The sequence below is a fragment of the Pseudogemmatithrix spongiicola genome (assembly GCF_030623445.1).
In the GTDB taxonomy this organism is placed as follows: Bacteria; Gemmatimonadota; Gemmatimonadetes; order Gemmatimonadales; family Gemmatimonadaceae; genus Pseudogemmatithrix; species Pseudogemmatithrix spongiicola.
In genome coordinates this window covers 992,762-1,006,658 of record NZ_CP130613.1, presented here as the reverse complement: position 1 = coordinate 1,006,658, position 13,897 = coordinate 992,762, and the positions used below count along the sequence as shown (strand labels likewise).

13 protein-coding genes and 1 other RNA gene are annotated in these 13,897 nt (G+C 71.4%); 1 reads left to right on the top strand and 13 read right to left on the bottom strand.

Going from position 1 to position 13,897, the window contains the following annotated elements; translation table 11 throughout:
* Positions 1-3: 3 nt before the first annotated feature.
* The 3 genes from dnaX to ffs form a co-directional block, all read right to left on the bottom strand.
* On the bottom strand, positions 4-1,773 hold the full coding sequence (dnaX, locus tag Strain318_RS04470) for a DNA polymerase III subunit gamma/tau (RefSeq protein WP_367887331.1): 1,770 nt from the start codon (positions 1,771-1,773) through the stop codon (positions 4-6).
* A 90-nt stretch (positions 1,774-1,863) separates the two neighbouring features.
* Positions 1,864-2,811, bottom strand: coding sequence for an IS110 family RNA-guided transposase (locus Strain318_RS04465; protein ID WP_367887880.1), 948 nt, complete (start codon positions 2,809-2,811; stop codon positions 1,864-1,866).
* A 379-nt stretch (positions 2,812-3,190) separates the two neighbouring features.
* Positions 3,191-3,285: signal recognition particle sRNA small type (gene ffs / locus Strain318_RS04460), an RNA gene on the bottom strand.
* Between the two features lie 248 nt (positions 3,286-3,533).
* Between ffs and Strain318_RS04455 the strand changes: the two genes are divergently transcribed.
* Positions 3,534-4,283, top strand: a complete 750-nt coding sequence (locus Strain318_RS04455; protein ID WP_367887330.1) for a uridine kinase family protein — start codon at positions 3,534-3,536, stop codon at positions 4,281-4,283.
* Here the strand turns inward: Strain318_RS04455 and Strain318_RS04450 are convergent.
* The 10 genes from Strain318_RS04450 to pyk all read right to left on the bottom strand — a co-directional run bounded on the left by Strain318_RS04450 (position 4,237) and on the right by pyk (position 13,897).
* Positions 4,237-4,887 carry a LuxR C-terminal-related transcriptional regulator gene (locus tag Strain318_RS04450; protein WP_367887329.1) on the bottom strand — a complete coding sequence of 217 codons (651 nt, stop codon included), beginning with the start codon at positions 4,885-4,887 and terminating at the stop codon, positions 4,237-4,239. The two genes, Strain318_RS04455 and Strain318_RS04450, sit on opposite strands and share 47 nt — an antisense overlap.
* Positions 4,884-5,570, bottom strand: coding sequence for a sensor histidine kinase (locus Strain318_RS04445; RefSeq protein WP_367887328.1), 687 nt, complete (start codon positions 5,568-5,570; stop codon positions 4,884-4,886). The genes Strain318_RS04450 and Strain318_RS04445 overlap by 4 nt, the downstream gene beginning before the upstream one ends.
* Positions 5,567-6,580 (bottom strand): threonine aldolase family protein, encoded by a 1,014-nt coding sequence (locus tag Strain318_RS04440; RefSeq protein ID WP_367887327.1) that lies wholly within the window; start codon positions 6,578-6,580, stop codon positions 5,567-5,569. Before Strain318_RS04440 ends, Strain318_RS04445 begins: the two co-directional genes overlap by 4 nt.
* 43 nt (positions 6,581-6,623) lie before the next feature.
* Positions 6,624-7,436, bottom strand: a complete 813-nt coding sequence (locus Strain318_RS04435) for a YihY/virulence factor BrkB family protein (RefSeq protein ID WP_367887326.1) — start codon at positions 7,434-7,436, stop codon at positions 6,624-6,626.
* 56 nt (positions 7,437-7,492) lie between these two features.
* Complete coding sequence (locus tag Strain318_RS04430) at positions 7,493-7,822, bottom strand: YtxH domain-containing protein (RefSeq protein ID WP_367887325.1); 330 nt, start codon at positions 7,820-7,822, stop codon at positions 7,493-7,495.
* A 26-nt stretch (positions 7,823-7,848) separates the two neighbouring features.
* Positions 7,849-8,727: a Cbp1 family collagen-binding glycoprotein adhesin gene (locus Strain318_RS04425; protein ID WP_367887324.1), complete on the bottom strand. Its 879-nt coding sequence runs from the start codon at positions 8,725-8,727 to the stop codon at positions 7,849-7,851.
* A 38-nt stretch (positions 8,728-8,765) separates the two neighbouring features.
* A complete protein-coding gene (locus Strain318_RS04420) occupies positions 8,766-10,184 on the bottom strand; it encodes a class II fructose-bisphosphate aldolase (protein WP_367887323.1) in 1,419 nt (472 codons plus the stop codon).
* Between the two features lie 129 nt (positions 10,185-10,313).
* Positions 10,314-11,696, bottom strand: coding sequence for a glucose-6-phosphate isomerase (locus Strain318_RS04415; protein WP_367887322.1), 1,383 nt, complete (start codon positions 11,694-11,696; stop codon positions 10,314-10,316).
* 3 nt (positions 11,697-11,699) lie between these two features.
* On the bottom strand, positions 11,700-12,473 hold the full coding sequence (locus Strain318_RS04410; RefSeq protein WP_367887321.1) for an MBL fold metallo-hydrolase: 774 nt from the start codon (positions 12,471-12,473) through the stop codon (positions 11,700-11,702).
* Positions 12,470-13,897, bottom strand: a complete 1,428-nt coding sequence (pyk, locus tag Strain318_RS04405; protein ID WP_367887320.1) for a pyruvate kinase — start codon at positions 13,895-13,897, stop codon at positions 12,470-12,472. The genes Strain318_RS04410 and pyk overlap by 4 nt, the downstream gene beginning before the upstream one ends.

The following is a 13,897-nucleotide window of genomic DNA, read 5'->3' as shown; positions in this document are numbered from 1 at the left end:
CGGTCAGTCCAGCAGTTCGAGGTCGAGCGCATCGACGGCGGCGTCGAGCAGCGGGCTCTGCTTGCGCAGCATGGCCATGCGGTCGGCCTTCACGGCCCGCTCATTGAGCCGGCGCGGCGCGGCATCGGCGGCCGCGGCCTGCACGTTGAGCCGCGTCACGGGATCGAAGCGCTTGCGCAGCGCGGCGAGGATGGCCGCCTCTTGCTGCACGATGAGGTCGGCTTGCGCCTCGGCGTCGACCATGAGCGTGACGACGCCCGCCGCCGTGACGGCGGTCGGCGTCGCATGTCCGAGCGCCGCACCCAGCAGCGCGCGACCGTCGCGGACGATGCCGTCGACGATCGCGTCCCAGTGCTCGACCACGCGATTGATCTCGAGTGCCGTCGGCGCCGCAACCTGCGTGGCGACGTCGGCGACGTCGGCGACGGTCGGGGCCGCGGCGACGGGGCGTTCGCGCAGCGCGGCCGGGCGCGGCGGCGGCGCGGCCACGCTCGCAGGTTCCGCGCGGCTCGGCGCGGCAGCGTCGCGCGCGACGGGCGGCGCGGCACGCATCGGGGCACGGGCCGTGGCGGCGCCCGCCGACGCGCCCGCCGATGGGCCCGATGCGCTGCGCGGCGATCCGCCGGAGGGCGCGCCTCCTGCCCCGCCGCCGCGCAGCAGTTCTTCGATCTGCACCGTGCGGTCGAGCAGTGCGCAGCGCACCAACAGGGTCTCGAAGAGCAGCTGCTGCTGCCCCGAGCGCTTGAGTTGCGGCTCCGTCTCGACGAGCAGGGAGAGCATGCGCAGCAGGTCGCCCGCGGCGAAGTGCGTCGCGCGCTTCGGCAGTTCCTCGGCCAGCCGCTCCGAGACATCGGGCAGCTGCCCCCCGAGCACCACCGCCAGCTGGGCGCGCAGGATCTCGGCGAACTCGCTCAACAGCACGGGAAAATCGACACCGTGGTCGGCGAGGCGCTGCACGGCGGCGAACACGTCGCCGGCGCGTCGCTCGATGACCAGGTCGAGCAGGGCGAGGTGCTCGTCCTCGGGCACAAGGCCGAGGGCATCGCGCACGCGGGGCGCGGTGACGGCGCCTTCGCCAAGCGACAGGACCTGGTCGGTGAGCGAGAGCGCATCGCGCATCGAGCCGTCGGCGGCGCGGGCGAGCATGCCCAGGGCATCGTCGTCCGCCGCGATGCCTTCCTGCGTGAGCACGGTGGCCAGGCGCAGCTTGACATCGGCGGGCCCGATGCGGCGCAGGTCAAAGCGCTGCACGCGCGACAGCACGGGCGCCGCGGCCTGCTGGATCTTCTGCGGCTCGGTCGTGGCGAACACGAACACGACGCGCGGCGGCGGCTCCTCGAGGATCTTGAGGAGGGCGTTCCACGCCTCGCGCGTGAGCATGTGCGCCTCGTCGATGATGTAGACCTTGTAGCGGTCTTCCCCCGACGGCGCATACATCGCGCGTTCGCGGAGGTCCCGGGCGTCATCGACGCCGCGGTTCGAGGCGGCGTCGATCTCGACGACGTCGAGCGAGGCCCCGCCGCCCCACACGCGCTGGCAGGACGGGCAGTCCCCGCAGGGTTCGCGATCCTCCCGGCGCCGCTCGCAGTTGAGGGCCATGGCGAGCACGCGGGCCAACGTGGTCTTGCCCGTGCCGCGCGGGCCACAGAACAGGTACGCGTGGGCCACACGGTCGGTCAGGATCGCGTTGCGCAGCGTGTTTGCCACGTGCGACTGCACGGCCACGTCGGCGAACTTCCGGGGGCGATACTTCCGCGCGAGGGCGAGCGACATGAGCGGGAATTTACCCCGCGTGGCGCGGTTCCGCAGGTTGCGATGCGAACTGCGTTCACCACGAAGCAACCGTGTCTCGAAGGTGAGGAGTTATGCCGTGGCGGGCCTCGGGGCCTGCCACGGCTGCTTCGTTTTGAGGATCGTGTTGCAGACGACGATGAGCTTGCGGCTGCAGGCGGTGAGCGCCTGCTTCGCCGTCTTGCCGCGCGCGCGCAGCCGCGCGTAGAAGGCCTTGAGCGCGGGATTGTGGTGCGCCGCCGTGAGCGCGGCCATGTAGAGCACGCGGCGGACGTCGGCGCGACCGCCGCGGATGTGCCGCCGGCCGTGCCAGGCGCCACTGTCCTGCGCGAGCGGCGCGACGCCGACCAGGGCGGCGATCTCGCGGCGCGAGAGCGTCCCGAGCTCGGGCAGGAACGCGAGCAGCGTCGCGACCGTCACGGGGCCGATCCCGGGGACGCTGCGCAGCAGCGCGGCCGTCTCGCGCCACTGCGGGTGCGCGGCGATGTGGGCCTGGAGCTGCCGGTCGAGGTCGCGCCCCTTCGCCTCGAGGAACGCGATCGTCTCCTCGATGTCGGCGACGACGGGCGAGTCGGGGAAGAGCCGCTGCTGGTCGAGGCGCAGCCGCTCGGCGACGAGCATCTCGTCGAGCTGGCGCCGGCGGGCGACGAGCTGCATCAGGGTGCGGTGCGCGGCGTCGGGGAGCGTGACGGCCTGCACGGGCCGCTCGGCCGCGAAGCGCGCGAGCATCCGCGCGTCGAGCACGTCGGTCTTCGCGAACTGCCCGTGCGAGCGCGCGTACTCGCGCACGCGCGCCGGCGCGACGAGGCTCACCGGCAGGGCCTGCGCGCCGAGGGCCATCAGCACGGGGAGCTCGTAGCCGCCGGTGGGCTCGAGCACGACGTGCGCAGGCCGCAGCGCCGCGAGGCGCCGCGCGAGCGCGCGCAACTCCTTGGCGCTCGTGCCCGTCGTCCACGTCTCGCCGCTCGGATGGAGCGCGACCACGACGGTCGCCTTCGCCACATCGATGCCGACAAACATCCGGACCTCCGCGTGGGGATCGCCGCCGGCACCGGCCTTCCGCATGCGGGCTCCACGTCGGGCGTGGGCACCACCCAACCGTCCGGGCTCTCGGCAATCGTGATGGGTGGGCGCGGCCCCTGCTCCGTGGCGGTCTTCACGAACCGAGGCACGACCGGGCTCGCCCCGCACCCTTGTCCCACGAACATACCGTCGAATCGACATAGAAGGCACGAAGACACGAAGGCCCTCGACGGCACCGAAGGATTCGACCCCAAGCCCGGTGAGACGTGGAAGCGCCGCCTTCGAAGACCGACCGTTCCTTCGTGCCTTCGTGTCTTCGTGGTGAAAAGAAATCGCGCGAGGAACACACCGGGTACCGGCAGTTCACTCGCGCGAGTGTTCCAGGTCTGACGAGGCGACGACGACGTCACGTACCGTTGCTGCCTTTCGGCCCTGGCGGGGTTGGCGGGCCGAAGCCCCCCGGGACCTGGAACACGTGAAATATACGCCTGCGCACCGCCCCCGACAACGCATCGGAAGCCGTCCGGCGAAACCACCCGCTCGGGTAGTGCCCGCCACCCACTCCCCCCCGCCCCTACAGGCGTTCTCGCCGATGGCGCAGACCGAGAGATTCTCCGCATCCGTGACGGCGATGGTTCGCCGGATCCGGCACGGCTGCGCGGCGGCGGACGCGGGGGGCGTCCGTCCGCCCGCGCCCCACCCTCGGGGGATCCCACCCAGTGACGAGCCGCTCCCCACGCCCAACGCTCTGCGCCATCATCGGCGACCACGGCAGCGGTAAGCGCCGCCTCGCGCAGTCGATCGTCGCGCAGCTCGGCGCGGCGCACTGCGCCGCCCTCGCCCTCGACGACTACGCCGTGCCGCGCGGGCCCGATGCCCCGCCGCCCGCCCGGGCGGCGCGCACGCCGCATGATGCCAGCCTCGCGCTCATGGCGCAGCACCTGCGCCTCCTGCGCCAAGGCGAGACGGTCTTCAAGCCCGTGGTCGACCGCACCAGCGGCGACTTCTCGGCGCCGGAGTTCGTGCATCCGACCGCGCTGATCGTGGCGCACGGCCTGCACGGCCTCGCCTCGCCGGAACTGCGTGCGCTCTGGGACGTCTCGGTGTTTCTCGACAGCGGGACGGCCGACGCCGAGGCGCAGCGTTTCATTCTCCCCCAGCGCGACCGCGCCGACCTCGTCGTGCTGCGCCGCGCCGTGCCGGGACGGGCCGTGCGCTATGAGCTCCGTGTCGCGCGCCCCGTGCCGATGCCGAACCTCGACGCGCTGCGCGCCGACGCCGACGCTACCGTCCTCCAGGTCAGCAGCGGTGCCGCCGGTCCCGACGTCATCGCCGTGGATGGCGACGAGCAGCAGGGGCGCGCCGTCGTCGAACGCTTGGTCGCCGAGTACGTCGTACGGCGCGCGGCGCCGCGCACAGCCGCTATCCCCGCGGAGGTCCGCTCCGCCCGCCCGGCCCCTGGTGCCTGAGCGCGGCCTCGGTCCGGTTCTTCACGCCCAGCTTCTGGTACAGATGCTGGACGTGGAACTTCACGGTGTTCTCGGACAACGAGAGCCGCGCCGCGATCTGCACGTTGGTGAGCCCTTCGGCGAGCAGCGCCCAGACCTCACGCTCGCGCGCCGTCAGATCCATGATGCCGCCGCGCGTGCCACGCGCTTCTAGCCAGCGCCGCGCCGCCTGCGGAAACACCAGCTGGCCGTCGACCACCTGACGGATCGCGCTCAGCGTCTGCTGCGGCGACGCCGTCTTGAGCGCGAGCCCCTCGGCGCCCGATTCCAGCACCGAGCGAATCGTCTCGCCGTCGTGGTAGGCCGTGAGCACGAGCACGCGCGGCGCATCGGGCATCGCCCGAAGATCGCCGATGATGTCTGTCGCGCGCATGCCGCCCAACTCGTAGTCGAGGACGACGACCTCCGGCGTGTGCTTGCGCACCAGCGGCAGCACCTGCGCGCCATCCGTCGTCGCGGCGATGACTTCCATGTCGCCCTCGCTGTCGAGCAGGGCGCGCAGCCCCTCCAGCACGATGCCATGGTCGTCCGCGAGGACGATGCGGATCTTCCGGTCGTTGGTCACGCGTCCGCCGGGACTGTGATGGTGAGCACGGTGCCGGCGCCGGGCGCCGAATCGATCGCGAAGCGCCCGCCAAGCATCGCGACGCGGTCCTGGATGCCCCGCAGTCCGAAGTGTCCGCCCTCGACGCCGACGTCGGCCTCGCGCGCGAGCACCTTGGGAGAATCGAAGCCGCGGCCGTTGTCGGTGACGACCATGCGCAGCTCGCCGTCGCGGCGCTCGACCGAGACGGTCTGGCGCGTCGCGCCGGCATGGCGATGGCCATTGGCCAGCGCCTCCTGCAGGATGCGGTAGAGCGCGATCTTCACCGGCAGCGAACAGTCGCCGAGCGACTCGTCGAGTGAGCACTCGACGGGCTGGTCCGTCATCGCCTCGTGCTGCACGGTGAGGCCCTCGAGGATGGCCCCGAGGTCGCGGCGCTCGAAGCCCGGCGGACGGAACACGCCAATGAGCGTGCGGATCTCGCCGAGCGCGCGCTCGAGCAGCGCGGCCGCCTGCCCCGCGCGGCGCGCCGCCTCCGGCTCGTACGTGAGGTCGCGCTGCAGCAGCTGCAGGTGCGACACGGCGGCGAAGATGTCCTGCACCGGACCATCATGCATGTCGAGCACGATGCGCTGCAGCTCGCGCTCGCCCGCCGCGAGCAGGCGCCGTGAGGCTTCCCCGGCCGCCTGCGTCTGCTCGGTCATCGCAGCACCTCTTGGAGGCGCGCCGTGGCGTCGGCCGCCGCCCGGTCATCGATGTCGCCGTGCAGCACCACGCGGATCCGGGACGCGTTCCAGGCACTGATGGCCACGCCGGCCGCCTTGGCGCGCGCGACGACGTCCGCCGCGCGATGGCGCTCGGGCAGGTCGACCATCACGATGTTCGTGTCCGGCGGCACCACCCGGAGGTCGGCGATCGTCGCCAGCACGGCGGCCAGCGCCGCCGCCCGGCGGTGATCCTCGTGCAAGCGCGGCAGGTTGTGCTCCAGGCCATGGAGCGCCGCGGCCGCGAGGATGCCCGACTGCCGCATGCCCCCACCGAAGCGCTTGCGCGTCTCCCAGGCCTTGGCCATCACCGTCGCGCTGCCGACGAGCACGGCGCCGACGGGCGCCCCGAGGCCCTTGCTGAAGCTGACCATCACGGTCTCCGCGCAGGCGGCGAAGGCGGCCAGCGACGTGCCGGTCGCCACGGCGGCGTTCCAAAGGCGCGCGCCGTCGAGATGCAGCGGCAAGCCCGCCGCGTCGGCGACCGCGCGAATGGCCTGCAGCTTCGCCAGCGGCGTCACCATGCCGCCCGCCCCGTTGTGCGTGTTCTCGGCGCACACCAGTGAGGCGCGCGGCGCATGCGGCGATGCGGGGCGCAGCTTCTCCCGCAGGGCCTCCGGCTCGAGCACCGGCGCGCCACCCACCAACCGCGGCTGCAAGCCGATCAGGCCCGCCGTGCCGGCGATCTCCCAGTTCACGATGTGGGAGTCTTCGTGGCAGTACACTTCCGTGCCGCGCTCGCCGAGCAGCCACAGCGCGGCTTGGTTGGCCATCGTGCCGGTCGGGAAGAACAGGCCGCGCTCCTTCCCGAGCAGCTCCGCGACGCGCCGTTCCAGCCGCAGCACCGTCGGATCGCCGTCGAGGACGTCATCGCCCACCTCGGCATTGGCCATGGCTTGGCGCATGGCGGCCGAGGGCTTGGTGACGGTATCGGAGCGGAGGTCGATCATGTGACTACAGACGTGAGATGTGAGACATGAGACGGGAGCGCGGCTATTCGAGGGCCGTCGGGTCGGTGCCGAGTTCTTCGTGCACCGCGCATGCGACTTCGGCGCCGAGCACGAACACCAGCGCGGCGTAGTAGGTCCAGAACACTACCACGACGAGCGCGCCGAGCGTGCCGGAGTAGATCGAGGCCGGCGGGAAGTTGCTGACGACGAGGCCGAAGAGCCAGCGCGCGAACTCGAAGAGCAGCGCGGCGGTGATGCCGCCGGCAATCGTGGGGACCCACGGGGTCTTCCGCTTCGGGAGCCAGCGGTAGAGCATGCCGAACAGCGCCGCAACGACCGCCACGGCGAGGAGCCGCGCGAGCAACACCTCGACGCCGCCGAGCACATCCTCGCGCACGCCGAGCTCGATGAGCGCCGACCCGACGCGGCCCGTGGAGATGGCGAGGAACGACGTGAGCGCGATCCAGGTGCAGAGCAGCGCGAGCGTCAGCACGGAGAGCGCCAGATCCCACGCGATGCCGCGCAGCACCGGGCGGTCGCGCCCGTGCTCGAAGACCGTCGTGATGACGTTGCGCAGCGAGCCGAAGAGGCGCGTCGAGAACCACAGGAAACCGACGGCGCCGGAGATGCCGAACACGGCGCGCGTGCGCGTCACGTCGGCGAGGACGGGATCGAGCATCGACCCGCTGACGCCGGCCTGCGCCGGGAGCACGCGCAGCAGCACCCCCTCGACGATGTGCGCCGCGCCGTCCGGCGATTCGCCAAGCAGGTAGCCGAGTCCGGCCGCCAGCATGAGCAGGAACGGCACGCCGGCGAGGAGGATGTTGAAGGCCACCCCGCCGGCGAGGAAACTCACGTTGTCGTGCAGGACGTCACGCCAGACCCGGCGGACGACGCCAACGGCGAGCCCGATCAGACGCCGTCGTCCTCTCCGTCGACCGCCTCGCGGTGGCGGGCGAGCCGTTCCTCGAGCGCCGAGCGGGCATCACGCGCCGCCGACTTGCCCTGCCGCTGCAAGTCATCGACGAGGTCGCGGCCCGAGTCGGCGAGGTCACGCGCCTTGCGCTTCAGGCGCCGCGCCCCGCGCCGGATCTGCGCGCGGGTCTCGTCGCCGGACTGGGGCGCCCAGAGGAGCGCCAAGCCGGCGCCGACCGCCGCCCCGAGGAGGAAGAGGGCGATGCCGCTGCCGGCACCGCCGCCACGCCGTTCGATTACCACTGCGGGTTCATCACGTTCGGCCATCGTTCCTCCCCGGACGGGGGTTTGACTCAGCTCTCGACCAGCACCAAGAAGCGCGACGTGCGCCAGAAGGCGGTCGGGTCGGCAATGCGAATCGTCCCCTTGAACTTGCCATCGGCGGGCGCCGCTTCCAAGCCCGCGAGGTCATTCGGGGACACGATGCGATAGGTCTTGGCAGGATCGGGAAGCGTCAGCTCCCGCAACTCCCGCCGGTCGGCGGAGGTGAAGTCCTCGGCGTCGAGCGTGCGCGAGATGACCGTCGTGCGGCCGATGCCGAGCATGCCGCCCCGGCGCTCGATGATGCCGCGCGACAACAAGTCCGCCTGCGTGCCGGCCACCCAGTACACCGTGTTCTGCTCGACCACGAGGGCGTCGCGATCGGAGCGCAGCGAGGCGCCTTCGGCCGCGAGCTGCGTGTTCTGCTCGCGGAGCTGGGCGTTCTGCGCGGTCAACGCCGTCACCTGCTCGACGAGGCCGGCGATCTCCTGCTTCTGCTGGTCGACCAGCGTCTGGAACGCCGCGACGGTCGAATCGAAGCGACGCGTCAGGTCCTCGTTGCCGGCGGTCAGCGCCGCGATGCGGCGCCGGCTCTGCGCCATGCGCTCCTCCGCCTGGCGCACGCGGTTGGTCAGCTCCTGCACGCGGCCGACGAGCTGCGCGCGCGCCTCGGTCGGCGAGAGGGTTTCCATCTCGCCTTCACGCGACTGCACCGGCTGCCCGCTGCGCACCTTATCGATCTCGCCGTTCACCTCGGAGATGAACGAGGACGTCGCAACGACCTCGGAGAGCAGCGAGTCCTTCTCAGCCGACAACGCGGCCGCCTGGGCCAGCTGGCGGTCGTATTCCTTCTTGGAGACACAGCCCGTGGCCAACAACGCCACGGCGGACAGCAGGAGAATCTTGCGCATGGGAATCACCTCAGTGGGGGAACTGCCGCGGGCGCGGACTATTCGCCCGCGTCCGGATCGTCCGGCGCCGCTTCCACGGCGGGGCCTGCCCCGGGGGCAGGCCGCTCGATGGCCGGTCCATTCACGTACCGTCGCACCCCCTCCGCTGTTCCGCCCACGGCGAGGTTCTCGAACAGGAAGGTGAACTTTTCATCGTACGCTAATGCAAGCTTCGCCTTCACGTCGGCCGGCAGGTCCCACAGCTGCCGCTTGAACGGCCCGAGGGCCTTCTTGCGGGTCTTGTAGAAGAACTGCTCGTCCGTGTCGCCCGCCTTGCGCTCCTCGGCGGCGTTGGTGCGCAGCCACGCGTAGATCTCCTCACGCAGCGCCGGCGGCAGGTGATCGTACAGCATGTTCTGGAAGCCGGTGGCGAGGTGGATCTCAGCCGTTTCGGTCCGCGGGAAGTGATAGAACGCGCTATCCGGCAGCGTCGAGGCGCCATGCTGCACCGCGCCCGAGAGTCCGTACTTCTTGCGCGACACGCGCGAGAGATCCTCGAGCGTCTTGAAGTCCAGCGCGACGTCGGCGATCGAGCCGTCGGCCAGCACCACGCCGCCGTGCGACGTGCCCGACTGCACCGAGATCTTGCTCAGGCCCACCATGCCCTTGGCCTGCGCCTCGAGCGTGCGGTTGTAGCCATCCATGAACGCCTCGAGCTCCGGCACCGTCGAGTTCTCGGTGCCCACTTCGCCGATCTCGCCGCCGAGCGAGATGGTCACGCCCTTCGGCTCCAGCGAGCGCACGTAGCGCGTGAGCTCGACGGCCGTCTCGAAGTTGAGGCGCTGCTGCGCGTCCAGCGTGGGGTGCGCGAGGTCCACGAGCGTCGACGTGTCGATGTCGATGTTGTAGAACCCGGCCGTGATGGCTTCGAGCGCGAGCTGTTTGACCGCGCCGACCTCGGCCGTGGCGTCGACCTTGTACTTCTTGGCGTTCACCTGGAAGTGGTCGCCCTGGATGAACACCGGCCCGCGATGGCCCTCGCGCAGCGCCGCGGCGAGCATCACCGCGACGTACTCCGACGGCCGCTGCTCGGTGTAGGCAATCTCCGAACGGGCGATCTCGAGGATGAACGCGCCACCCTTGAGCTTCCGGGCGGTGCGGAAGATGGCTCGCGCCGTGTCGTACGAGGCGCCGCGCACGTTGATGGCCGGCACCGTCACCGGCGGGACGTCCCCGCGGCCGCGGGCCATGTAGAAATCGTGGATCGACGCCGAGAAGGTGCCGACGGCGCGGCCGCACTCCCAGATGGCCCAGCGGGCCCAGTCCTGTTCCTCCGCCTGGCCGAACACGGCGAGGCGCACGAGGGCATCCATCATCGGGCCGGCGAGGGCGGCCTCGTCCTTGAGGGTCAGCTTGCCGTTGGCGATAGACGCGGCGGCGCCGAGGGTCTGGGCGACGGTGGCGGGTACCTGGGACATCGGAATCGGAGTCAGGATGTGGAGGCGCGGCAGTCGATCGCGCGCGACGCGGGCAGGAATGGCAACCCAGCCCTCAAATCTGGCCCGATTCCGGGGTTCAGGCAACGCGGCTAGGTCGCGTCCGCCGCCTTACAGCACCCAGTGCGGATCCGATGCCGGCAACGACTCCCAGATCTCGCGCATCCCCTGCCACTGCGGATGCCCGAACTGATAGTACGTGAGCTGCTTCCCGAGCTCGACACCGGGCTGGTCGAGGGGATCGATACCGTAGAGCCCGGCGGCGTAGATGGTCGCGAGCTCGAAGAACATGAACAGCCCGCCCAGGTGCCAGGCATCGACCTGCGACACGCGCAGCGTCATGGTGGGCCGTCCCCCGCGTGCGAGGGCGCCAGCCGTCGCGCGGCACTCGGTGCGGAGCAGCTCGCCGAAGGTGTGGCCGCGCAGGTACGCGAGGTCGGCGGGCGCCCCGTCGCCGTGCGGGATGCCGAGGTCGTCCGGGTGCGATTCCACGTCCACGAAGGTCACCGTCTTGTCGCGGGGACCCTCCATGAAGAGCTGGACCTGCGCGTGCTGATCGGTGGCGCCGACCGCGGCGATCGGCGTCGGGCCGACATGGCGACCGTCGGCGGTGCGCTTGCCGAGCGACTCGGCCCAGAGCTGCACGAACCACGGCCCGAGGTCGCGCAGCGCGTCGCTGTACGGCATCAGGACGTGCGCCCCCTGCCCGGCCGTCTCATGCGCGTGCCATTGCAGCGCGGCGAAGGCCAAGGCGGGATTCTCGCGCAGCTGCGCCGACGTACAGCGGTCGCGCATCGCAATGGCCCCGTCGATCAGCGCCTGCACGTCGAGCCCGAACAGGGCGGCCGGCACGGTGCCGACCGGGCTGAGCACGCTGAACCGCCCGCCGACGTTCGGCGGCACTTCGAACGCGGGAATACCCTCCGCCGCCGCGACCTTGCGCAGGGCCCCCTTGTCCGGATCGGTGATGAACGCGAGGTGCTCGCGCGCGCTCAGGCCCTGCGCGGCCAGCCGATCGCGCAGCAAGAGGTACTGCGCCATCGTCTCGGCGGTGCTGCCGGACTTGGAGACGACCAGCACGCGCGTGCGCGCGAGGTCGAGCAGTTCGAGCAAGCCAGCCACGCTCCGTGGGTCGACGTTGTCGAGCACATGCAGCCGCGGGCGGCCGTCGCGCTGGTCGGCGCTGCGCGCGTTCCAATCGCGCGGCAGCAGCGCCGTGCGCAGGCAGACGGCGCCGAGCGCCGAGCCGCCGATGCCGAGCACGACGACGTCGTCGAGTCCACGCCTCGCGGTGGCGGCCCAGTCGAGCACGCGGGCACGCTCGCCCGCCTGGGCCTCGAGGTCCCGGAATCCGAGCACGCCCTCCCGCACGCGCGCCTCGAAGGCCTGCACCGCCGCGGCGAGCCTCGGCCCGAGCGCATCGAGCGCCGCCGCATCGGGACCCGTGGGCACGGCGCGGCGCAGCATGCCGCTGACATCAAGGCGAATGGCCATCGACTAGAACTCCACCGAGAGCCCGTCGTAGGCCGGCCGGATGTCCGCAGGCAGCGCGGACTCGAGCGCGGCGTGCGCGGTCTCGTGCGTGAGATGCGTGAGATAGGTCTGCCGCGCGCCGACGCGACGCGCGGCGTCGACGGCCTCGCCGATTGAGAGGTGCGTCGGGTGCGACGTGCGGAAGAGGGCGTTGAGCACCAGCACGTCGGCGCCACGCAGCACGGCCAGCGCCCCCTCCGGGAGCTCCTTGGCGTCCGTCACGTAGGCGAGCGGACCGATCCGGTACCCGAAGACGCGGATCCGCCCATGCGGCAACGCGACAGGCGTGACGTCGAGGTGTCCGATGCGCACGGTCTCACCCGGCTCGAGCGCGTGGGCGAAGCCTTCGGGCTTGCTCGTGCCGGGCAGCGGCTTCATGGCCGCGTCGAAGATGTACGGAAAGCGCTGGGCCAGGCTGCGCAGGGTCTCGTCGGGGCCGTACATCGGCAGCGCGCCGTCGCGGCGCACGGAGATGGCGCGGATGTCGTCGATGCCGTGCGTGTGGTCGGCGTGCTCATGCGTGAACAGCACCGCATCGACGCGATCGACCTGCGCGGCGATGAGCTGCAGGCGCAGCTCGGGCGGCGTGTCGAGCAGCAGGCGCAGGCCGGCGTCCTCGACGATGGCACCGACGCGGGTGCGGCGGTCGCGCGGGTCCTCGGAACGGCAGACGGCGCAGCCGCAGCCAATCTGCGGCACGCCGAAGCTCGTGCCGGTCCCGAGGAAGGTCAGCTTCACACCGTCTCCACCTTCAGCTGGTTCGTGGTGCCCGGCACGTCGAACGGCACGCCCGCCGTGATGACGATGCGCTCGCCGGCCGCGGCGATGCCGTGCTGCAGCAACAACTCGCGGGCCAGCGCCGACATCTGCTCGTACGTCTCGCAGTGCGGCACGAGGAACGGCGTGACGCCCCAGGTGAGCGCGAGCTGCCGGTACGTCCGCACGTTGTCGGTCAGCACGACGATGCGCACCTTCGGCCGCCGTGCCGCGACGATGCGGGCGCTGAAGCCGCTCTTGGTGAACACCACGATGGTGTGCGCCCCGAGCAGGCGCACCGCCGTGACGCTGGCCGACGCGATGGTCTCCTCGACCGTCGCCTGGCCCGGCTGCAGGCGGTCGATGCCCTGCCCGCGGGCCACGGGCGCCTGCTCGGCGGCGGTGGCGATGCGGCGCATCGCCTCGACGGCGCGCACCGGATGGAGGCCGGCGGCCGTCTCGGCGCTGAGCATCACGGCGTCCGTACCGTCGAGGATCGCGTTTGCGACGTCGCTGGCCTCGGCGCGCGTGGGGCGCGGGTTCTGGATCATCGACTCCAGCATCTGCGTGGCCGTGATGACGGGCCGCCCGTAGCGATTGGCGAGGCCGATGATGCGCTTCTGCTGCAGCGGGACTTCCTCGAACGGCAACTCCACGCCGAGGTCGCCGCGGGCGACCATCACCGCGTCGGTTTCCTTGAGGATGGCCTCGATGCGCTCGAGCGCGGAGTCCTTCTCGATCTTCGCCACGACCAGCATGCCTTTGGGCAGCATGCCCTTGAGCAGCGTGATGTCCTCGGCGCGGCGCACGAAGCTGAGGGCGAGGTAGTCGAGGTCCTGGTCGATGGCGAACTGGATGTCCTCGCGGTCCTTCTCGGTGATGGAGGGCGCGGACACATCGATGCCGGGCAGGTTCATGCCCTTGTTGCTCTTGAGCAGGCCGCCGAACCTCACGCGGGCCTCGACCTTCGGCGCCGCGACCTTCGTCACCTCGAGGGCGAGCAGGCCGTCGTCGACGAGAATCGTCCCGCCGACGCGCACGTCGGAGGCGAGTTCGTCGTAGGTGACGGGAATCTCGCCGTGGGCGTGATGGTCCTCGGGCACGAGGGTGACCAGCTCGCCTTCGGTGAGCTGGATGGCCTGCGGGAGGGTGCCGATGCGGATGCGCGGCCCCTGCAGGTCCCCGAGGATGGCGATGGGCCGCCGCATGTCCTCGGCGATGCCGCGGATGTTGGCGACGGTCCGCGCGTGCTGCTCGTGCGTCCCGTGCGAGAAGTTGAGCCGTGCGACGTTCATGCCGGCGCGAATGAGCGCCCGGATGACGTCGGGCGAGGTCGAGGCCGGCCCGATGGTGGCGACGATCTTCGTGACGTCGCCGTCGTGCGATTGGGTGGGGGGCGTCGTCAC